The sequence below is a fragment of the Bordetella genomosp. 6 genome, from assembly GCF_002119705.1.
Classification (GTDB): domain Bacteria; phylum Pseudomonadota; class Gammaproteobacteria; order Burkholderiales; family Burkholderiaceae_B; genus Bordetella; species Bordetella bronchiseptica_F.
The window spans coordinates 3,862,503-3,883,846 of the sequence record NZ_CP021107.1; the positions used below are offsets into that span (position 1 = coordinate 3,862,503).

A 21,344-nucleotide genomic window follows, 5' to 3' on the forward strand; every position below is an offset into this window, starting at 1 on the left:
ATCAGTCGTTCGCCTTGATGTCCGCGTTCTTGACCAGGGCGGTCACGCTGTCCAGGTCGGCCTTGACGCGCTCGCGCATCACCTGCGGGTCGGTCGACGGCACGCTGTAGCCCCAGTCCCTGAGCTTCTGGCCAAAGGCCGCGCCGCCCACGATCTTCTGGTTGGCGCTCACCAGCTTCTGCGCCACGTCCTGCGGCAGGCCGGCCGGCGCCATCAGGCCGAACCAGCCCTCGAACTCCACGCCCGCCACGCCGGCCTCGGCGGTGGTCGGCACGCTGGGGAAGGCGGGATTGCGCTGCGCCGAGGTAATCGCCAGCGGCCGCACCTTGCCGCCCTCGATGTGGCCCTTGGCCGTGGTGGTGATGTCGAACATGAAATCGATGCGGCCGCCCTGCAGGTCGGTCATCGCGGGCGCGTTGCCCTTGTACGGCACGTGCAGCATCTTCACTTTGGCCTGGTAGGCCAGCAGCTCGCCGCCCAGGTGGTTCGAGCCGCCGGCGCCGGAGGAGCCGAAAGTCACGGCCCCGGGCTGGCTGCGCGCCTGCGCGATCAGGTCGCCCAGGCTCTGGTACTTGGACTCGGTGTTCACCAGCAGCACGTTCGCGTAATTGACCACCAGCCCCAGGTAGTCGAAGCTGCCGAACGGATCGAAAGGCACCTTCTGCAGCGCCGGCGAAATCGTGAAAGTGCCGCTCGAAGCCAGCAGCAGCGTGTAGCCGTCGGGCTTGGCGTTGGCCACCGCGTTGGCGCCGATGATGCCGTTGGCCCCGGCGCGGTTTTCCACCACCACCGTCTGGCCCAGGATGCCCTGCAGTTCCTGCGCGTAGGTGCGGGCCACGATATCGACCGAACCGCCGGGCGGAAACGGCACGATCAGCCGCACCGATTGCGACGGAAAATCGCTGGCGCCGTGCGCCGTCATCGAGAACACCATACCCAAACCGCACAGCGCGCGCGTCCACCGCTTGTTACCCAGCATGTCTTTCCTCCGAAGATGGATTGGTCGAACCAATTCTGTTGTTTTCCGCCGCGCCGAACCGCTTGCAAAAGGCCTCAGAATCCCGGAAGAAAGTGTAGGTCAGCCCCCGTCGGCGAGCGTTGGTATTATTGAAAAGCTGAGTTGAAGCGGCACGAACGTAGCGCCCGGCGACGGCCTAGCCCTGGCTCGCGGCGCGCCGCGCCCGGCGCGCCGCGACATGGCTGCGGTAGCGGGCAAAATCCTTGCGGGCCAGCGCCAGGTACAGGCCCGTCGCCACCATGAAGGCGCTGAACACGTAAATGTGCAGCCAGCTCTCCACGCCATAGCGCAGCAGGCCCGTGCCCAGGTACATATTGAGCACCCCGAAACCCAGCAGCATCACCATCAGGATCCAGCGCGCCCAATCGCTGCCGCGGTACAGCCACAGCAGCAACAGCACGGGCACCACCAGCCGTTGCGCCGCCGCCCCGCTGCCCTGCGACGCCTGCAGGATGTCGTAGCCGCTGGCCAGCACGATGCCCGCCAGCGAAACGAACCAGAAACGGCGCCCGCCGGGCGCGGCGCGAGATTTGGTCGAGGTTGGTTGCGCCATGCGCTCTCCTTGTGGTTTTCGCGCCAGTGTAAGGCGCGCCGCCGCGCGCGCCCGAAGCAGGCGCCCGGACAGGGTAAAGTCATGCACTCAGCCCCCTCGCCGCCATGCCCATGCCCCGCAGCAGAACCGTCGTCCGCATCGCCGCCGCCGTCCTTGTCCTCGCCCTGGCGGGCTACGCCGGCGCCATACTGTGGGCCGAGCAGGCCTGGACCTTCGCCACGCCGCCCGTCGAAACGGTCGGCCAGGCCCCCGACGGCACCGCCGCCGCCGTCACGCCGTACTGCACCGGCATCACGCGCGCCGGCGCGCACACCTGGATGCTGGGGCGCGACACCCCCGGCTTCATCGCCAGGCAGAACGCCGGCCCCCAGGCCAACTGGCTGAGCGCCCAGGGCGTCGCGCGGCAGCCGCCCGAACGCGACATCCGCGCCCGCGACTACAGCGCGCTGTGGCGCCTGGACGCCGACGGCAGCTTCCGCATCGCCGCCGCCGTCACCGACTCCGCCTGCCTGGCCGCCACGCCGGACGGCGCCAGCCTGTTCCTGCTCAGCACCCTCGACAGCGCCGCGCTGCGCGCGCAGCACGGCACGCAGCCGGGCGTGCAGCAGACCCTGGTGTTTCGCTCCGACGACGGCGGAGCCAGCTGGCAATGGCAGGAACAGGGCCTGTTCGCCCAGGCCGCCCTGGTCGCCTCGCACCAGGACATCCACTGGATCGACGCCCGGCGCGCCTGGAGCGTGCACGACATCCAGGACATGCGCGAAGACGACCGCCGCAAGACCCCGGCGGGCTTTCCCACCGGCTGGTACTACTCCGAAGACCAGGGGCGCACCGCCACCCAGGTGTACAGCGAAACCTCGCTGTTTCCCGCGCCTGCCGACTTCGGGCCCGCGCTGCACAACGCAAGACTGTTCGACCCCGGCTACGACAGCGACCAAAGCCACCTCGCCGTGCTGGATCCCGACCGCGCGCTGGGCTGGTACACCCACTGGATCGGCTATCAATCGGCGCAGGGCCGCGCCATCGCCTACCTCACCACCCAGGTGCTGCTGCAGCGCCAGGGCCAGGACTGGCGCATCGCCGGCATCACGCGCCAGCGCGGCGTACGCATCGCTCAGATCGCCCAGGCCCCCAACGGCGCCATCCATGCGGTGCTGACCCGCACCGGCGGCAACGCCACCCTGGCCCGGCTCGACCCCGCCACCCTGGAGTGGACCGACGAACGCCCCCTGCCGCGCGTCTTTCCCCTGGGCCTGCCCGCCTACCAGAGCGTCACCGCCCTGCGCGTCTCCAACCGGGCCCAGGTCGTCTCCCTGTGGGCCGACCACACCGTGCCGCGCCTGCTCTACCCCTGGGGCGACGCGCCAGCCAGCATATCGGCCACCGCCCAATTCTGGACCGCCGACGGCGGCCTGTCGTGGCAGCGGCTGCCGCAGCGCTCGCCCGACGACCTGCTGGGCATGGACGGCGCCCGGAACGTCCTGTTCTGGCCCGAGGATGACGGCAAGACCATCTCGGGCTACCAACTGGCCCCGTGAGCCTACGTGGCGGCCTTGGGCGTACTCCGAAAACCGATCGCCATCCGGTTGTAGGCATTCATCAAACCGATCGCCACCGTCAGGTCCACCAGCTCCTTCTCGCCGAAAACCGAGCGCGCATCCTGGTAGTCCTGGTCCGGAACGCCGGTCTGCGCCACCAGCGTCACCGACTCGGCCCACGCCAGCGCCGCCCGCTCGCGCACATCGAAAAGCCCGCCCGCCTCGCGCCACGCCTGCAGCAAGGCCAGCTTCTCGACCGCCACGCCCTGCTTCAGCAAATCGCGCGTGTGCATATCCAGGCAGAACGCGCAATTATTGATTTGCGACACCCGCAGATAAACCAGCTCCACCAGCGCGGGCGCCAGCCCGCTCTTCATCACATAGCCATACACCCCGGCCAGGGCCGCCGCGGCCCCGGGCGCGGCCTGGTTGTAATCGATACGCATCGTCATGGCTTCACTCCTTGATCGGCAACAGGAACGGTCAGCGCCTTGTCCGCGCTGTCCACCACAAACACCGCCAGCAGCCTGGCCGGCTCCGTCTTGCTCGCATTGCGGCTGATCGAATGCGACGCGCCCGGCGGCTCGGACCAGCTCTGGCCGGCCCGATAGACCCGCGCCGGCCCATCGTTGACCTTGGACTCGATCGCCCCCGACACCACATACGCGTAGATGAACGCCGACTTCGCATGCAGATGCGGCGCCGACGCCGCCCCCGGCGCATACGCCACCTCGACGGCGACCAGCGACTTGCCGGGGATATTCGGAATGGCTTCCTCGAAATTCACCGCCACCCGCTCCCCGCCCCCATGGGCCCAGGCGGCCGGAGCCGCCGGCGACAGCGCCGCGGCGCACAGCGCGGCCGCCAGGCCGCGGTTGATTGAAATACGCATCGCTTGCTCCTTACCGCCCAAAATAGAGGGCATGGCGACCACTTTATTTGATTATTTTTCCCGGATAAACGCCCTATACTCGGTTTATTTAAACGAGTACTCGCATAAATGGCCCTGGATCGCATCGAGGCAATGCGCGCCTTCTGCCGCATCGTCGAACTCGGCAGCTTCACCCGCGCCGCGGACGCCCTCGGCGTGGCCAGCACCACCCTGTCCGGGCAGATACAGGCGCTGGAGCGCCTGCTCGACATCAGGCTGCTTCACCGCAGCACGCGCAAAGTCCACCCCACCAACGAAGGCCTGGCCTACTACCAGCGCGCCCGCAAAGTCATCGAGGACATCGACGACCTGGAAGCCTCGGTCTCGCTGAGCCGCGCCGTCGTCAAAGGCCGCGTCGCCATCGAAATGCCCACCCCCGTCGGCATCCACCTCGTCATCCCCGCCCTGCAGGGCTTCACCGACCGGTACCCACACATCCGGCTGGACATCGGCTGCAGCGAACGCGTCGTCGGCCTGGTGCAGGAAGGGATCGACTGCGCCATCCGCGGCGGCGACATCGCCGACCAGGACCTCATCGCGCGCCGCGTCGGCCAGATGCGCTTCTGCCTGTGCGCCGCCCCCGCCTACCTGGACGCGCATCCGCCCATCACCCACCCCGCCCAGCTCGCCCAGCACCGGCACCTGGGCTTCCGGTTTCCCGGCACCGGCAAACGGTTCGTCGCCACGCTACGCAAACAGCGCGACAGCCACCCGCTGGACCACCCGCCGCACCTCTACTTCAACAACGGCAACGCCGTCACCGCCGGCGCCGCCGCCGGCCTGGGCATCGCCGCCCTGCCGCGCGCCGAGGCCCGCCCCCTGCTCGAAGCCGGCGCCCTGCGCGAAATCCTGCCCGACTGGACCCTGACCAGCATGCCCATGTCCGTCGTCTACCCCCAGACCCACCAGCTGTCGGCGCGCGTGCAGGTTTTCGTCCAGTGGGTGGCGGCGTTGTTCGAGGAGGATGGGTTGTGGAGCGATGGGGGATCAGCGAGTGACCGGATTGCGTCGTGAGAGGGCACGGACCAGCGCATCCGCAAGACAGGCGATGACGGAGAATCGAAAGATTCTTGCCCGTGGAATGACAGGCCTATGGCATTGATCCGTTGGCTGCTCAGCGCCGCAAACCAGCGCCCACGAATGCCCCGCATGCAGCCATAAGCGGCCACTTGGGCCGGTGGGCCAGGACCTCTGCCCGCGCGCTGCTCAGGAAGCAGCCAACGCCGGCGTGGCAAGCCGAAACGACTCAACCCCTGTCGACGCCACCGGTTCATCGGACGGCCGGCGATCCTGCAAGCGGAACACGCCAACCGCCTGCAGCAATTGGGCCGCCTGGCCTTGCAAGGCCGTCGAGGCGCTGGCGGCCTGCGCGACCAGCTCGGCGGTTTGCCGGGTCAGTTCGTCCATCCTGGCCACGACCCGGTTCACCTCTTCGATGTCCGTGCCTTGGGCACGGCCCGCATCGCCGATCTGGCCGACCACGCCGGCGACCTCGTCAATGCTGGCAACCACTTCACGGATCATGCCCGCGGCGTCGTCGGCCTGACGGAATCCCTTGCTGGTCTTCTCCAGCGAGCCCTCGATCAGGCCGCGGATCTCGCGCGCCGCGCCGGCACTGCGTTCGGCCAGCGCGCGCACTTCGAAGGCCACCACCGCAAAGCCCTTGCCGCTTTCGCCCGCGCGGGCCGCCTCCACCGCCGCGTTCAGGGCCAGGATGTTGGTCTGAAACGCGATGCTGTCGATCACGCCGATGATTTCCGAGATTTTCTGCGCTTCGTGCTGGATCTCTCCCATCACGGTCGCGACGCCAGCGACTGCCGCGCTGCCCGTGCCGACGCTCTGGCGGGCCTGGTCGGTCAGTTGCCCGGCCTGCAGGGCATGCGCCGCATTGGCATGGACATTGGCGGCCAGGTCGCGCATCGACGCGACAGTCCGCGCCAGCGACTCGGCCTGTGCGCGCGAGCGCTCTTCCAGATCCAGGTTGCCCCGCATCATTTCGCGCGAGGCCGCCGACAGCGACGTCGCGGTCTCCCGAACTTCGCTCATGGTCCGATGCACCGCGTCCATGGTGGCCTTGAACGCGCGGCCAAGCCCGCTCTCCATGTCCGAGCCGCCGAATCGCAGGTCGAAGACCCCGGGCTCGCGGCCGATCCGTGCGCTAAGCCGGGCCAGCTCTTCGGCGGCCACGGCGGCGCGCTCCATCCGCCAGGCCAGCCACCCCAGCGCCGCGGCCTGCACCACGACATAGGCGGCATGCAAAAGCACCATCCCCAGGCTGGGCTCGGTGAAACAGATCGCGCCATATCCCCATTGCTGGAGAAAATTGAACGACAGGTGATGCACCGCCGTCACCACGGCCGCGCACAGAATGGTCCGCCAGTCCCGATATGCCAGAAGCAGCGAAAGCAGTACGAAGATGCCGAAGTGGATTTCGGTCATGCCCGACATGAGGTGGATGTGCAGCCCCGCCAACACCATCAGTCCACAGGCGACGGCCAGGCGGGTCGTCAGCTTGCCGGGACGCCAGAGGATCAACAGCGTGGGAAGCCCAGCCGCCAGTACGCCTACCGTGACAGCGGCCGTCCATCGGCCGTACTGCGGCGCCATGCAAAGGCCGACGATGACCAGCACCCAGAGCAACGGCAACATCGCCCGGTCGGCCCGGCGATACGAGTCTTCCAGCAAACGGCTTGCAGTGCGCATTGACAGGTCCTTCGGCAGAGGAGGCGGGCGGGTCCACGCAAACCCGATTCTGCAACATAAATAACGAATTGTGAATATTTATTCCAAACTTGACGCCTTTCCGCCCCACCAACCTTCCCGCGACCCTCCGAACGATTTCAGGACCGTTGCGGTCCCGGCCAGTCCCCATCAATCGCCGACATGCCTGCTCACGTAGCCCTGCAACGCCTGCGGCATTCCGCCCTCCACCTCGGACGGCGGCGCATCCACGGCGCCTGGAATTGAACAGCTGTCGGATCACACACCCGCTGCAGGATGCGCGGCCCGCGGCCAGAAGCGTTATTGATTCTGGACAGCAACTGTCCAGAGCGGACTTCAGACTGGCTTTTTTAGCCAATCCGAAGGAGATGCCGATGTTGTCCGTCAAACCGAATGCCGCTATCCATCTGGAAGGCTGGGGCGTGCCCGCTGCGGAAATCGAGGCGATCGCCGAGCAATTGAATCGCAGCACATCCAGCCTCCATTGGCATACGGGCAATGCGGCAATGCCGGGAGCTTTGACGCTGATGCTTGTCGATGTCGAGGCACTGGTCGGCGGGCACGGCCAAGCCAGTTGGAACGCGCTGGGGCCTGTCGAAGCCATGCGTGCGGCGCGGCAGCACGGCGATCCGGCCATCGCCGTATGCCGCGGCCGCGTCAGCCGCCTGCCCTCGTTGCGGCAAGGAGTGTGGGTGGCTTCGACCGTCGACGCATGGGAAGTCAAACTTGCCAGTCTTGCCAGGGCCCTGGCCGCCCTGGAGTGGAAGCCGGAACATGGCTATCGGGCGATGCAAGATTGGACCGCCGTACGCGAGTTGGTCCGCTCCGACCTGCTTGCTGTCACGATCGCACAACTGGGCGACGCCGATTTCGCCGGAATGCTGCGCGGACTGGGGTCCATCGTGCCGCCTGTCGCATTGTGCGTCGCCGGCGTCGCGCGCAGCGTGTTTGACCGGACACTGGTCGAAGCGGGTATCCATGCCCTCGCGCACGCGGCGGCCACTCCGATGACGCTCGATGGCGTGGCACGCGTCGACGGGCTGGTCGGTTTCGAATGGCATGGCGGTCAGACGGTTTCGGCCGGAAACTCGCCGCGAGAATAGGCCATGGCACCCGCCGCCAAGATTTCGCGCAACTCGTCGCGTAGCGCCGGCGGCGCGATCAAAATCGCGTCTGGCGCCAATCCCAGCAGGAACTGCTTGAAGGTCAGCGACGGCCGGACCGTGGCGGTCAATTCAAAACCGTTCTCCAGCTCCCGGATAACCTGGTCTTCCGACAACCGATACTCGCGCAGGCGGCTGCGAAACCCTCGTTCGCGCACCTTCAAGGTGATGCGCTGAAGATGTTCCGGAAAAAAAAGCAGCGTGTGCTCCTCTCGCAGGAAGCGCTCAAGCTCGAAGTCCGGATCCGGATCCGCCGGATTCCGCGTGACTTCCGCTTCGACAATGCGGTCCAGGCGCTGCACGTAGCGAGTGTGTCGGCCTGTGCGGCGGGAGCGGCGGCAAGATACCAGGTACAGGACGCTGCCGCGCTCGACGAAGGCCAGCGGGGTTACCTCGTATGCTGCCGCCTGCGCCGTCTCGACCGCGGCATTCCGATAATGCAGGGACAACTGCAGGCCGCGATACAGGCAGTCCAGAATCGTGCGCATGATGGCGTCATCTTGTGGCGGCGGAATCAGCGGATAGCCCGAATCGATCACCGCCGCCTTGCCCAACCAGGCCCGGCCCTGAAGATAGCGCGGATAAGTGGGATGACTATGGAGCAATTCGCGGCTGCGGTCGCAATGGTCGCGCAGGATTTTCAGCGAATCCGGCGGCAGCTGATTCGCGGCGAACTGCTCCAGCTGCAACAGCGCCACGGCCAGTTCGACGCTCGGCACATCGGTCTTGTTCGGACTGCGGTCAGGAAACTTGCGCCACGAGCGCGCGCTGCCCCGGCCTCTACCTTCGATAAAACCCGCATCGAGCAGACGACGGAGGGCTCGCTGGATGGTCTTGGCCGCGGCATCCGAATGACCGTACCCAGGTCGCAACTTCGCATGCAGAACCCGGGAAGAAATCCATTCATCTGCGCGCTGAAGGATATCGAGGATGTCCCAATGCAACGGGCCCAGTTTGGGGTCGACGCGTAAACGGCTCGGCATGCAGCGAAATACTGGAAAATTCTGAAATATTTAGTTTAATATAGCCTCTTTTGATTATATCTGTGTGCAAATATTGCAGCGCCGTTACGCGTGGCGCCGCGTCCTGAACCTCCATGATCTCGGGTGCCGCCAGCGGCTTCATGAATTGAAGGCACATGGCTTGGGCACCACGGGACCGAATCAAAGAACCGTGCAATGACCGCTCAATGGGCCGCATTCGAAGCGTACTTACGGGGCAACGCGCCAGCACTACTGGCGGACCTCAACCCACCCGCCACCGAAGAGACTTTGCGCTCTCTGCAACAGCAGCTCGGCGTCGATCTGCCTGAAGATTTCCTCGACTTTCTACGTGGCCACGACGGCCAGAAAGGCCATGCAGACTCGCTGTTTGGCGACTACGAGTTCCTCTCCAGCGACCGAATCCTGGACGCCTGGGCATTCTGGAAAAAGCAGTCCGAAAGCAGCAGCTTGCGCGATGGCGATGCCGAGCCCGCCGCCGGTGTGCACGCCAACTGGTGGAACACGAAGTGGATCCCCTTCGCCGCCAATGGCTCGGGAGACTACCTCTGCCTGGATCTTGCGCCAGCCGAAGGCGGCTCGGTGGGCCAGGTCATCAGCGTGTGGCATGACGATGGCGCGCGCAAGATCAAGGGGCGAAATTTCTCGGCCTGGTCGCGCGGTTTCTTCTGAACGCCGCCCGCCGGCGGTTTCGAATCAACAAGGATAACGGTATGGAGCAAAGCATTTCCCAACAGAAGGCGCAGCGCCTGCAAAAACTGTTTGCCGACTGCCAGCAACAGGTCGTCGCCCAGATCATCGGCCCTTTCGGTTTATCTCCGGCCATGTTCCAGGACCGCGATGGGGGCAATGTCACCACCGTGCACAACTTCGAGAACGCGAGCGCGGATTACGTTGCCGAAAAAGACCAGGGCGCTTACGCCGCATCCCGGGAAAAGTATGACCGCGACAAAATAAAAGACATCAAGAAAACGGACAAAGACAAACTCAAGGCCCCGGGCGTGGACGGCTACACGGGCAAGGCGGTCGACCCCACGAAGCTGGAGGTCGATCATGTCACGCCGCTCAAGAAAATCGTCAACACCAAGAAAAATCACCTGGCTTTCAATACCGGTAACGGTTTCGACCGGCTGTCCGAGGTTGCCAATAGTCGTGAAAACCTGGAGCCGACCCACCGGGAGATCAACAATCCCAAAAGAGCGAAGGACTTGCTCGAGTTCGCCAACGAAGTGGTGGACGGCCAGACCAATGCAGAACGCCTGGGCATGGACCTCGATCGATTGCGCGCCGCCAAGAAGCGTTCGGAGCAGCATCTGGAAAAAACCGCCGACCGCGCCATCATGGCCAAGCAGGCGGGAGAACTTCTCTCGACGGGTGCATCCCAAGCCGCGCAAATGGGTTTGCGGCAGGCGTTGGGGGTGCTGCTGACCGAACTGGTCAACGGCCTGTTCAATGAAATCAAAGTATTGATCAAGCATGGCGTCGAACAGGGCAAGACTCTGTTCGACGACATACGCCAGCGCCTGGCGCGCGTGGTTGAAAGTGTCGTGAAGAAGATCCCCGACGCGACCGCCCAGATGTTCGAAGGGGGCATCAGCGGTTTCATGAGCAATCTGCTTACTTTCATGATCAACGGCTTTCTGTCCACGGCCAAGCGTTTCGTGACGGTGATCCGCGAGGGGCTGATCGGACTCGTGAAAGCCTTCAAGCTGATCATGTTTCCGCCCAAGGACATGAGCGCCGATGAAGCGCTGCAAGCAGGCCTGAAGGTGCTCTCCGCGGTAGTGGTGTCGTCGGTAGGTATTCTGCTTCAGGAAACGGTGACCGCCTTTATCGCCACCCTGCCATTTCTGCTGCCCGTCGCCGAAATATTGTCATCGGTCTTGGTCGGCACGCTGGCCGGCCTGTTGTCAGCGTTCGTGGCCTATCAGATCGACAGCCTCTTCGACCGTGCCCGCTACAACGAACAGCTGATGGACGAACTGGTATCCAACGCAAAACGCAGCGACGAGTTCGTGCATGGCCTGGTCCAGCTGTCCGAAACGTCGTTGGGCAACGTCAGCCGGTACAGCGAATCCGTTGCCCGATACCAGGGTATCGGACGAACGCTAGGCGCCTCGGGGGTGGCGGCCGGCGCCACCTTGGTCAGTCTTGAAAGCACCATCCAGGATACCCGCGATCACGTCGCCAACAGTGTGGCGATGATCGAGTACATCGAATCCAGCCAGCGGGACATAGAATCTTTTTTGGAGAAACTCTGAAGTGGGACGCAGCCAGAGCGCCAGCAAGCAGGAACTGCAAATCGTCGAAGCCTTTTCCTTGGCGGTCGTGCCGGATCAAGTCATCCGTGAAAGCAATATCAAGGAATTGCTCAAGGACATGACCGCCGCCCAGTCGTCGGTAAAGGCGTCCACCAAGCAGCTGGAACGGGCGCGTAGCGAGCAGAAAAACGGCAACGCGATCACCAACTGGTGGAACGACCGTAATGATGCGGTGCAGGATGCACAGATCGACCTTAACCGATCCATCGGCACGCTGACGGAGAAAACCTCGCAGCTGCTGATCGTCAATACCGCCATTTCCAAGGTCTTGCACGATCAGCAAGGCATCCTGCTGCAGCAGCAGGACCAGTTGCAGCAACAGGCCAGCACGCTGCAGGAGCAGAACAACCAGATCCTTGACCAGCAAAAAGCGTTGGAACGCCAGCAGCAGGAAATCAATGCCGCCAACAAGGGGCTGATGGAAGCCAAGGGTATCAGCCAGGAGCAGGCTCAAAAGCTGGTGGGGTGCGTGGCCCTGGTAACCGAAGCGGAAAAAAGGATTGATGCGGCCAACCAGGAGTTGACCCAAAGTTTGGAACGCTACGTACAGGATTCGAACACTGTGTGCCTCGAGCGGCTGGAAGAACTCAATGCCGGCCTGGAGCGGACCCTTCAGGCGAACATCCAGGCGTTCGACGGCAAGATCGAAGCGCAGGACTCGAATGTGGCGCTCAAACTGGCGGCTGCAACAAACGCGCTGGAGCTGAAACTGGGTTCCGTCACGCAGGATCTGGCACGCAAACTCGATACAGCCAACCAGCAACTCGAACTCGCACAGCAAACCCAGCGCGACGCATTCTCAAGCACCCTGACGCAGATGAGTGCCGACCTGCGCGCCACCGCGGACGGCCTCACGCATGCCCAGGCCGAGGTGTCGCAACTGCAGCAGGCGCTCAAGAGCGGCCGCCGCACCCAGATAATCGCCACGACCACGGCAATCGCCATCGCGTTTGCGACGCTGGCCTGGCAAGTCTTGCAGGTGATCCGCCCGGTGACGACCTTGACGCACTGACAATGCGCGGCGGCCGGCACGATCCAAAGATCGTTTCGGCCCAGGCCGGCCCTCGCCAACCTCAGCCGTCGCTGCATCAGCGCAATCATCAAATGGTTACGTGCCCCGCCACATAATCAAGCAGCGCCTCCGGCATCCCGCCCACCGCCTCGGACGGCGGCTCGTCCGCCCGCAATTCGACATAGAGCGCGATCGCAGCCAACAACGCCGCGCGCACCGAATCCATGTCTGGCCCAGGCGCCGTGACCGCCAGTTGCGCGCCGGCCTCCCCCGCCAGCGCCTCGATCCGCCTGACCCCGCGCTGCGGGCGCCCCGCCCGGCGATGCAGCATGGGCCCCAGCACCTGCTCGCGAAAGAACCCCAGAATCCCGATGGCCTCGTACAGCTCGCCACGCGCCAGCTTGCTCGCACCGTAATGCAGCCAGATCCAGGCCCTGCGCTCGAACCAATCGGGCGTGGCCTCGGGCCAGGCTATCGCCGCCGCATCCAGCCGGGCCTCCACCGCCTGGGCGTCGCGCGCGAACAGCACGGCCGGGCGCTCCACCAGCCGGTCCAGGTCCCCCAAGGTCACGAACTTGAAGTCCACGTGCAGCAGCTGCGGCCCGTACAGGCAGATCAACAGCCTGGGCTCGCCCACATGCTCGCCGGTAAAGGCAGACAGCAGCCCGCCCATCCGCTGCGCGAACTCGAGCCGTGAGGCCATGACCTCGTCGTAGCTACGATCATCGCAGACGATGACGAAATCCAGGTCCGAATACTCGTCGAAGCCGCCGTGGATATATGAGCCGGCGGCCAGCAGCGCGGTCAGCCGCGGGTCGGTGGCGACTGCGGTGTGGATTTTTTCCAGGAATTGGCTGTGCAGAGGAGGCAGCTCAGGAAGCATGGCGTTGTCCGAAGGGAGGTTCAGAATAGCGGTTACGGCTGGGTTTGGCACTTTGGATGGGTAAGGAGAGGGGGGTCTCGCTCGAAGGGTGTGTTGTGAGTGCCGTTTGGGAGCGGAAAGGCTGACACCTTTAGGGGTGATGGCTGCTCTCGGCCGGAAGCGGACACCAGTCTCGACCGTTAATGGTCGTTCGACTAAGTCGGTACGTGGAAAACCAGCACTGTCAAAATGAGCTCCCGGTTGGCATCACCTTTGCTACTTAAGATATAGCGAAACCCGCTTTCATGAGGCCAGCTCACAGACCGCTTGAAGTTGGGATGCTGCTTCATCGTTGTATCGATGCCTGCAAGAACCGTACTAGTGCCCACTCCGCGATTGAACAGAAGGATGGCCGTATTTCCATCACGCCAGGTGGCGTAGCCAAGCAGTTGGTTGATTGCTTCATCAAATGCCTTTGGTCCCTTCCATATCTTGCACTCGGCAATAAATACATTGCGGTCACCTTCGCGCAGAAGGATATCGGTCTTGCCCTCCATGTTGAAGGTCTCTCCAGTGGCCTTGCCTTCAAACTGGCCATTCAACTGCACGAGGAAGTGCTGCCTCAGTGCCTCTTCGTTCATCGACTTGAATGCCCTAGGGCTACGCTCCATGACAACTGCCATGTCCTGCATGATCTTCAGGGCCTGTTCGTATTGATCCATCGCCCACGTTGGTTCCGGCGTGAACGGCGCAGAGGAAGCCGGAGGCAAGGATGGTGTGGCGTTACGACGCATCATAGGGACGGCATAGGTCCTTGGCGCATCGTCACGTCGTCTTACCGGAATACCAAGAGCAGCGGCGCGCTGCGACTGAGCAAGCAGTCTGGCCCTTCGCTGTTCGATCGCCTGAAGTGCTAGGCTAGGCAAAGCAGAGTTGTGTGCCTCGATCATCGGTATTTGCCAGCTAATGTAGCTTTCGATGTCCCGCAATTCACTATCAATCAGTGGACGCACCTCTTGCGGTGAGTCTGCCGGGCTTTCATAACGAAGGACCAGTTCATTGCCAGTGATAACCGCTCGCGGAGGGCTCATGGTCATCTTATTCGATTGTGAATAGAAGAGATTAGCGTCTCCCTCGAACGGGATACGAACCTCCGTCCTTTCGCCAGGAACTAGCGCGGGCCTGCTCGTATCAGGAATGTAGCGTCTCCGGTCGTACCGCACATCAACCTGAATTTCGGTGGTCTCCGCATACCATTCATCACGAAGCAACCTGATAGGCACAATCTTGAATTTTTCGAAAAAATACGTGGCCAGATCAGAGGGTGCGGTATTTAGGAGCCGATTGCCGTCGAGCTTCTCGATCTCCTGGCGCATAGTGTCCTGCACATTTCTAATCGTACTCGACAGGTCGTAGGTACAAAAGAGTAGGCCCTTGCTTTTATCGACGCTTCCAAACATATGTGTCCTCTCCGTCTATTTTTTTTATCTCAACGCTGGCCCTATCAATCAGCAGGCTGGTTATAGGAAAATGCGGTAATCCCCGTGAAAGCTATGCCTCTCTATCCCCCAACACTGGGGTTCTGCCATTGGGCGACGATCCGTCTATCGCAAAGATAACCTCCTTATTTCCTGACCTGGACTCACATCGGGAATCCATCTTAACCGACTGCTTTGGGTCGGATAGCGCCCCTCCGTAGGACCACACTGAATCTCCCTTTACTCGAAAGGAGATTGTCATGGAATCCAAGAATGCCGCAGTTGGCAGTCGTGCGCCATGGAACAAGGGAAAACTCACCGCATAGAAGCCGCCCCTAAAGCTCGGAGAAATTTGGACAATCCGAACGAGACTTCAGATGGCGTCGCACATCCGGAAACTCGCGATGTTCAATCGCAATCGATAGCAAGATTCGGGCGTGTGATCTCACGCGATTGCAGGTGCAGGACATCCGTCACGGGAGCCACGTGGCCGCGAGGGCCAACGTCATGCAACCAAAGACCCGCCGTCCGGTTCAATTCGAGATCACGGAGGAAACCCGTGAGAGCCTTGAAGCATGGGTCGAGGCGCGAGGGCGAAAGTCGGCGGATTTTCTGTTTCCGAGCCGGTTGCATACGTCGCCGCATCTGTCAACGCGGCAGTACGCCCGGATTATGCATCGCTGGGTCGCATCGATTGGCCTCGACGATACCGCATATGGAACCCACACTATGCGCCGTACAAAAGCCTCGCTGATCTACCGCCGGACGAAGAATTTTCGAGCTATACAGTTGCTGCTAGGGCATGTGAATCTTGAAAGCACAATTCGCTACCTTGGCATAGAGGTCGACGATGCTCTTGAGTTGACTGAGCAAACTGAGGTTTGATACATCCGGGCCGGCGAGCGGTCGCTTGCCGGCCAGTAGCGGCCAGCCATTGCCATAAGCCGTAATCGAGGGTATACAGTAAAAAGGTAACAATTAGCATCAACGGTAACCAGCCCGTACTCTTCTGTCGCTGCGTTTTCTAGTTTGGTACCCAAACGTTCGGCGTCACCCATACGACTATGAATCTACCGAGCCAAGACATCAAAGAACAGCTAGCCCTTATTGCAGAAAAACCGCGGGAAGGCCTCTCGGTCGTGCGACCTGTAAGCCAAGTTACGTTAAAGCTTAGGCCGGCGAAAGGACATGACCGATTTACTGAGAGCATCAAGCACATCCTTAAATGGATGAATCGTCGGGCCGGTCGTAACCTTCCTGGCGCTGCATGGCGGGGCCAATCATTTGAACTGACTGACATAGGCGCACAACGCACTGCCGCAATTGCTCTACCAGAGCACCAATTTTGGGCTGCTCGCCTTGACGATGCAGACAAGACCGTACCGCTACGCACGTGGGTGACAGAAATCGGTGTCGGCATGGACGCCAACGGCGACACCCTCTTTGGAGCACGCCTCATCTGCGTTAGTCGCGGTGCTGACGAACCATTTCAGCGAACCGTTCCCGGTTTTGTACGTGCCATCATAGGCGATGGGCCAACGGAAATCGATGGCGTTCCCCTTACGCGCGACATATCGTTGATTTCCACTGCTTCCGAGGTTGAGCAGCTAGTCACCTTACTCGAGAACCCACACCGACAAGCCGACGTATTGGTATTCGCGCTCCCTGATGGATCAAGCAATCCATCTGAGGCCGCCGCGTCCGCCAACTCGGTGCACAATGCCACCCTTGGGGCCGCCCATGTCTATGTACTCGCTGGGCCAGCCAGTTTTCTCCTAACTGATCGCGTAGGGCGCGAGTTATCAGTTTTTAGGAAAGCTGTGCGTACGTACCGCCCAGGCTTCCGTGCTTGGGTCGACGAACCATCTAAACATCCTTTGGCTCTGCCTGACCGAATAGCGTCGTGGTCTGAGACCGCCCCTGGAGAGTTTGAGCAATGGCTGGTGAACCAATCGCTAAGTAATGCGGCACATGCACCAGGACGCGAAGAACGACTTCCTAGTTTCAACACTGTTCGCCAACTTTCCGCACAGATGGAGCGAGAGAGACTTAGGAAGGCAGGTGGCACGGACGCTGAATTGATTCGACTCTTCGAGCAGGACAATGATCAATTGCGGAAGGATCTTCAAGAGCAGAAGGGACAGTATGACGGGTTGCTTCTCACCGCCGACGCAGAGCGAGAGGCGGCTATGCAGGAGGCAAATTCTGCAAAAGCACAGGCCCTGGAACGACTTCACAGAATTCGGCTGCTTGAAAAAAGGCTCGCCGAGTCTGTCGCTCCGCAACCAACGCCAATCCCAGATACATTGGATGAGTTCGAAACTTGGTGCAAGGAGCACTTGGCGGGATCAGTTGAAATAGCTAATCGAGCTTATCAAGGTGTGCGAAAGTCGGAGTTTCACGACCCCCAATTTATCTACCGCGCGCTGTTGCTTCTTCGTGATCAATACGTGCCAATGCGAGTTGAAGGGACACCTGAACGCAGGCGATCATATGAAGAAGCACTACATGCACTTCAGCTCGAAGACAGCGCGACTGGCGAAGGTGTGAAATATGCCGCAGATCTTTACTCTGTCCAATATGGAGGGGGCCGCCGGCCTCTTGATCGACATCTAAAGGGAAGTGACTCACGAGATAGACGATACGGTTTCCGACTCTACTTTTTTTGGGATGATGAGAGCCAAATCGTTGTTGTAGGCTGGCTGCCGTCACATCTCGATAACCGCGCGAGCTGATATCACCTGTGATGCCGGCCCCCAGTCATTTCACCAGACCTGTGCGAAAAGCCCCGCAATCCGGTGAATTCAGACTTTGCTGGAGTTTTCTTTTCTAATGGACGAACGATCGCTTTGAGTCGGATAGCGCCCCTCCGTAGATGCACACTCAATTTCCCTTTACTCGACCTAACATCATTGACGCGCACGAACCTGCGCCGTGCCGACCACCGTGGTCTCAAGACACCCTTAGCATTCTCCAGTAGCGCTCCAGCGCCTTATCCGCGCCTGCGGCATTGTCTCCTCCGTGCACAGCGACATACTGGAGAAAGGCAACAATGGCTTCACGTCGCTCAGGCGATAGGCTCCGCTACCGGCTCAAGCTGTAGGCTGAGCGATGCGTCACGATGAACACAACGCTGCTAGCCAGTGACCAAGCGGGGTTCGACGACAGCACTCCACAATGCCGCAGGGCGAACAAAAGAAAGGCAAGCAGGTAGTAGACCCAGCCCGCCGGATGCAGATGGGCCAGTGCCGCTTCACAACGAATCAACTCATCGTCGCTATAGTCCTGCCAACTGCGCCAGGCATCTTGTCGCCCGGCTGCCACCCACTCGGCGCTGGAGATCTCCCATGCCTGTGCATCGTTCCAGCAGATACGCTTGATGCAGCGACATTTCCGGTAGCGGCAGCAACGGAAATGCGGCTTCAAGTGCTTGGATCCGTGAATGACGGTCCATTGGTGAGCTTCTCCTATATGGAGCCTTCCCGAATCTAGGATTAAAGTATCAGACTAAAAGTTGGCCAAGAATTGAGAAATTGTAGTCTGACAGCTATATTTTCTTGCGCATAATATGATGGCCAACTCAAGCCGACGTCGCTTCGCGGCCTAATTCAGGCGTTAAACCTCAGGAGAGTCGCTATTGACCATCGCTGCGCGAATTCAGGAGTGCACTGACAAGCTCGGCCTAGGAGATGCCGAAAATGCGTTCATACAACTTGTAATTGCTATCGACGGCACAGCCAAGCAGCTCTATCCAGGAAAGAAGACCTCTGAGCGCTGTAAAAAATTCTTGAAAGACAGCCTGCCTTTCATCCTCTGGTCACTAAGCAATGGAACACCGACCAAAACGGGTAGACTTTCGTTCGAAATTTCGAGTTCTAGCGGGTCAAGCGAACGCATTGGGTTCGAAGATCTTGTCTACAAAGTCATGCGCTGCTCTCTACTCCACGACGGCGAGCTCTCGGACAAGGTGGAGTTTGTCAACGCTCCCTACATCGGCACGTTCAGCGGAAGGATGCAGTTCCCGTTAGCACTACTTGGCTCCTTGCTCTTCGCCGTGATCGCCAGTCCAGTGAACGAGCGCCAACGAGTGTCTGCATCAACTTCATTTACCTTTGGCAAGACCAAGGTCCCTGTAAACCACATGCTTGGAAGTCTAGAAAGAACCAAAATAGCTATCCGCAACGGCTTTCTATATGACGTGGAGCACCTTCTTGAGAATTTGAATGCCGAAGCCAATCGCACATACCCTGACGTCTAACCCTTCATCGCAGCGGGCGACTTTCGGCCGCCGCTGAACTCCGACGTTAGTGGCTGTCTGCTTTGGATCGATTTCAGCCTTTGGATAGCTGAAAGAATTGTTGTATGGTGCTGGAGCTGCGAGTGGCTAACCAATGTCGTGGATATAAAGCCGATGGAAGAAAAAATTGCTCGGAGAATTGCAGGCTTGGGTGACTGGGAGGAACATCAGGAATTCAAGAAAAACGCTGCCGCCCAAGGCCGCCTAAGTTCCGAGGTCCTGAGCGCGCTAGATCGTCGGGCCGTTGAGCTTGGTCGCGAACTAATCGCGGATAAGACAGGCTTGAACCTGAATAGCCTCTCCGCTGCTGAAGAAAAGATTGTGCTGGCTGTGAGCCAGTATGTCGCCATAAAGCGTCTTCAATCTAGACACGCCACCCGTACGTTCGATCAACTACGCAATCGCGGACTGATCGGTGCTGCGGAAAATTCGGTCTGCCGACCGAGACCCACGGAGGGTTTCCGCACGCTTAGGGAGGCAAACCACGGTGATATCTCCTATGAGCAAATCGTCATAGATCATCCTGGAGAGTTCAGCCCACGCGCTCTTTGGTACGCCCGGCGCGCTTTGGGTTTGCCGAATGCCTTGCCCGGCCCCCCCGCACAATCTAGTAGCGATACCCAGACGAGGACTGCCGCATTGATAGGATGGTTCAAAAAGGCAGCTAACAACAACGATGGGATCATCGCACTGTTTACGAATGAAGAAGCGGCCGCTGCTATCGGATTGTCTGATATGCAGAAGTACGGCCGAGTGCACGGTAGCGTGCAGTCTAGGATCGACTTTGCGTGTTATCAGACAGGCCTGCCTCCATTAGGCCTTACGGCCGAAGAACCGTTTGACCTCGCATGGTCGCAAGAGAATAGGACTTGGGCGTTTCCCCTCGAGGCGATGCAGCGTGCTGCACAACTAAGGGCGTGGACGGACGATGACTTCGACAACATCTTGCGGCATACGCAATCGCTTCCTGGCCAAGCGCACTCGATTTGGGACCATGCCTTGGCTGGGGAAGAAGAAGCGATCCGCGCCTGGGCGTTCAGCTTCACTAGCGGGGAGCCTGATGAAGCGGTGGTCGAAGAGAGGATGGCCAGGCGCAACGCCATTTGGTCAAGGGATGAATTGATCCTCGCATTGGATCTCTACATCCGCAATCGTAGATCGCTTCCAGCGAAGGACTCCCAGGCAATTGCGGAGCTTTCTGAGGTGCTGAATCAGCTTGGCGCGGTATTGGGGCAGCGGACCAGTACGACCTACCGGAACACGAACGGCGTCTACATGAAGTTGATGAACTTCCGGCGTCTCGATCCAGCGTACACGTCTGATGGCAAGACAGGCCTGACGCGAGGCAACCACGACGAGCTAAGGGTTTGGGATCAGTTTGCTGATGATCCTGAGCGTCTAGCCGAAGTGGCGCGATTCATTCGGCAGGGGATTGTTGAACACAAGGCCGATGTCGATTTGGCTGGACCCGATGAGCCGGGCATTGAGGAAGCAGAAGAAGGAAAGATCGCTACGCGTATTCACCGGTACAGGGAGCGAGACAGGCGGCTCGTGGCCGAGGTAAACGCCCAGGCGCTGAAGAAGCATGGACGGCTCTTCTGCGCGGCGTGTGGTTTTGACTTTGCAAAGAAGTATGGCGACGCGGGCACCAATCTCATTGATGTGCACCACACGAAACCTGTCCACACAATGGAGGCGGGCGAAAAGACCAAAGTGGCAGACTTGGTCTTACTCTGTTCGAATTGTCATCGAGTTGTTCATTCGCGGCGAAAGTGGCTAACTATGGATCAACTGAAAGCAACAATAGCAGGCCAAAATTTGGACAGTGGCACTTAAGTGGCTCGCCTTCCGCCCATCGAGCGTGGGCGCCCGCATCTCACTCAGCCGCGCATCAGGGATGTAGGCAGCTAAGTCGCTTCTCGGCCAGGAAAGACCGGCTACGCTCGATCAGCAGCCCAGTTCGCCACGCGCCGTCGTCAGTTCGTCCAGACGGACCCAGCCGATTTCCGGCAATCAAAGTGCGTGCGTTGAAGGCTGAATCAGGTTTTCAGCAGGAATGCCCAAGCCTTTGTGCAACCTCCAGATCATGGGAAGCGTCAGGGAGCGCCTGCGGTTGAGGATTTCGTACACGCGGTTGCGCTTCCCGATCATCGGCTCGAGATCTTTCGCCGTCAAGCTGGCTTATTCCATGCGGCACTTGATGACTTCCACCGGGTCTGGCAGGTCGATGGGAAACGCCTTGGCATCGTACGCCTGAACGAGTGTGACGAGTACATCCAGACGGTCGCCATCCGGCGTGCAGAGGCTCGGGTCATTCCCTATGAGCCGGGAAATTGTCTTGAGCGCAGCCCTGTAGCCTGCATCGGTGCGGATCGGGCGGATGTCCATGGTTCACTACACTTCTACGGTTTCGGCATCGATCTTGTCGTCCGCGTTTTACGGATGTAGA

General features: G+C 60.8%; 18 protein-coding genes and 2 pseudogenes. 10 read left to right on the plus strand and 10 right to left on the minus strand.

The window, feature by feature from the left end; genetic code table 11:
• Position 1 precedes the first annotated feature (1 nt).
• A complete protein-coding gene (locus CAL11_RS18210; protein ID WP_086093743.1) occupies positions 2 to 979 on the minus strand; it encodes a Bug family tripartite tricarboxylate transporter substrate binding protein in 978 nt (325 codons plus the stop codon).
• Between the two features lie 175 nt (positions 980 to 1,154).
• Positions 1,155 to 1,571: a hypothetical protein gene (locus tag CAL11_RS18215; RefSeq protein ID WP_033464653.1), complete on the minus strand. Its 417-nt coding sequence runs from the start codon at positions 1,569 to 1,571 to the stop codon at positions 1,155 to 1,157.
• A gap of 110 nt (positions 1,572 to 1,681) precedes the next feature.
• On the opposite strand from CAL11_RS18215, the gene CAL11_RS18220 reads away from it, so the two are divergent.
• Complete coding sequence (locus CAL11_RS18220) at positions 1,682 to 3,109, plus strand: hypothetical protein (protein ID WP_244172831.1); 1,428 nt, start codon at positions 1,682 to 1,684, stop codon at positions 3,107 to 3,109.
• Between the two features lie 2 nt (positions 3,110 to 3,111).
• On the opposite strand, the gene CAL11_RS18225 is transcribed toward CAL11_RS18220, so the two are convergent.
• Together CAL11_RS18225 and CAL11_RS18230 are read right to left on the minus strand one after the other, a co-directional pair.
• A complete protein-coding gene (locus CAL11_RS18225; protein WP_086093745.1) occupies positions 3,112 to 3,561 on the minus strand; it encodes a carboxymuconolactone decarboxylase family protein in 450 nt (149 codons plus the stop codon).
• Complete coding sequence (locus tag CAL11_RS18230; RefSeq protein ID WP_086093746.1) at positions 3,558 to 4,001, minus strand: cupin domain-containing protein; 444 nt, start codon at positions 3,999 to 4,001, stop codon at positions 3,558 to 3,560. Before CAL11_RS18230 ends, CAL11_RS18225 begins: the two co-directional genes overlap by 4 nt.
• Before the next feature lie 108 nt (positions 4,002 to 4,109).
• On the opposite strand from CAL11_RS18230, the gene CAL11_RS18235 reads away from it, so the two are divergent.
• Complete coding sequence (locus CAL11_RS18235) at positions 4,110 to 5,054, plus strand: LysR family transcriptional regulator (RefSeq protein ID WP_086093747.1); 945 nt, start codon at positions 4,110 to 4,112, stop codon at positions 5,052 to 5,054.
• 192 nt (positions 5,055 to 5,246) lie between these two features.
• On the opposite strand, the gene CAL11_RS18240 is transcribed toward CAL11_RS18235, so the two are convergent.
• Positions 5,247 to 6,743: a methyl-accepting chemotaxis protein gene (locus CAL11_RS18240; protein ID WP_086093748.1), complete on the minus strand. Its 1,497-nt coding sequence runs from the start codon at positions 6,741 to 6,743 to the stop codon at positions 5,247 to 5,249.
• Positions 6,744 to 7,135: 392 nt separating this feature from the next.
• Between CAL11_RS18240 and CAL11_RS18245 the strand changes: the two genes are divergently transcribed.
• On the plus strand, positions 7,136 to 7,864 hold the full coding sequence (locus CAL11_RS18245) for a hypothetical protein (RefSeq protein ID WP_157668860.1): 729 nt from the start codon (positions 7,136 to 7,138) through the stop codon (positions 7,862 to 7,864).
• Here CAL11_RS18245 and CAL11_RS18250 read toward each other — a convergent pair.
• Positions 7,828 to 8,907: a helix-turn-helix transcriptional regulator gene (locus CAL11_RS18250; RefSeq protein ID WP_086093750.1), complete on the minus strand. Its 1,080-nt coding sequence runs from the start codon at positions 8,905 to 8,907 to the stop codon at positions 7,828 to 7,830. The two genes, CAL11_RS18245 and CAL11_RS18250, sit on opposite strands and share 37 nt — an antisense overlap.
• Before the next feature lie 195 nt (positions 8,908 to 9,102).
• Between CAL11_RS18250 and CAL11_RS18255 the strand changes: the two genes are divergently transcribed.
• Genes CAL11_RS18255 through CAL11_RS18265 form a run of 3 tightly spaced genes read left to right on the plus strand, consistent with a single transcriptional unit; the run spans position 9,103 to position 12,258 of the window.
• Entirely contained in the window at positions 9,103 to 9,597 is a 495-nt protein-coding gene (locus tag CAL11_RS18255; protein ID WP_033464669.1) for an SMI1/KNR4 family protein, read from the plus strand.
• A gap of 41 nt (positions 9,598 to 9,638) precedes the next feature.
• The gene (locus CAL11_RS18260; protein WP_086093751.1) at positions 9,639 to 11,186 is read left to right on the plus strand and encodes a hypothetical protein; all 1,548 of its coding nucleotides are present in this window, start codon (positions 9,639 to 9,641) and stop codon (positions 11,184 to 11,186) included.
• Position 11,187: 1 nt separating this feature from the next.
• On the plus strand, positions 11,188 to 12,258 hold the full coding sequence (locus CAL11_RS18265; RefSeq protein ID WP_086093752.1) for a hypothetical protein: 1,071 nt from the start codon (positions 11,188 to 11,190) through the stop codon (positions 12,256 to 12,258).
• 88 nt (positions 12,259 to 12,346) lie between these two features.
• Here the strand turns inward: CAL11_RS18265 and CAL11_RS18270 are convergent, their stop codons facing one another.
• Entirely contained in the window at positions 12,347 to 13,141 is a 795-nt protein-coding gene (locus tag CAL11_RS18270; RefSeq protein ID WP_086093753.1) for a hypothetical protein, read from the minus strand.
• Positions 13,142 to 13,335: 194 nt separating this feature from the next.
• Positions 13,336 to 14,580 (minus strand): hypothetical protein, encoded by a 1,245-nt coding sequence (locus tag CAL11_RS24405; RefSeq protein WP_157668861.1) that lies wholly within the window; start codon positions 14,578 to 14,580, stop codon positions 13,336 to 13,338.
• Positions 14,581 to 14,948: 368 nt separating this feature from the next.
• Between CAL11_RS24405 and CAL11_RS18280 the strand changes: the two are divergent.
• Positions 14,949 to 15,483, plus strand: a pseudogene (locus CAL11_RS18280) (tyrosine-type recombinase/integrase).
• Between the two features lie 179 nt (positions 15,484 to 15,662).
• Positions 15,663 to 17,333, plus strand: a complete 1,671-nt coding sequence (locus CAL11_RS24410; RefSeq protein WP_157668862.1) for a hypothetical protein — start codon at positions 15,663 to 15,665, stop codon at positions 17,331 to 17,333.
• Positions 17,334 to 17,682: 349 nt separating this feature from the next.
• Here the strand turns inward: CAL11_RS24410 and CAL11_RS24415 are convergent, their stop codons facing one another.
• A complete protein-coding gene (locus CAL11_RS24415; protein ID WP_157668863.1) occupies positions 17,683 to 18,024 on the minus strand; it encodes a DUF6714 family protein in 342 nt (113 codons plus the stop codon).
• 211 nt (positions 18,025 to 18,235) lie between these two features.
• Between CAL11_RS24415 and CAL11_RS24420 the strand changes: the two genes are divergently transcribed.
• Entirely contained in the window at positions 18,236 to 18,856 is a 621-nt protein-coding gene (locus tag CAL11_RS24420) for a hypothetical protein (RefSeq protein WP_157668864.1), read from the plus strand.
• Between the two features lie 153 nt (positions 18,857 to 19,009).
• The gene (locus CAL11_RS24525) at positions 19,010 to 20,731 is read left to right on the plus strand and encodes an HNH endonuclease (RefSeq protein ID WP_208617560.1); all 1,722 of its coding nucleotides are present in this window, start codon (positions 19,010 to 19,012) and stop codon (positions 20,729 to 20,731) included.
• A gap of 177 nt (positions 20,732 to 20,908) precedes the next feature.
• Here the strand turns inward: CAL11_RS24525 and CAL11_RS18295 are convergent.
• Positions 20,909 to 21,283, minus strand: a pseudogene (locus tag CAL11_RS18295) (helix-turn-helix domain-containing protein).
• Between the last annotated feature and the right edge of the window lie 61 nt (positions 21,284 to 21,344).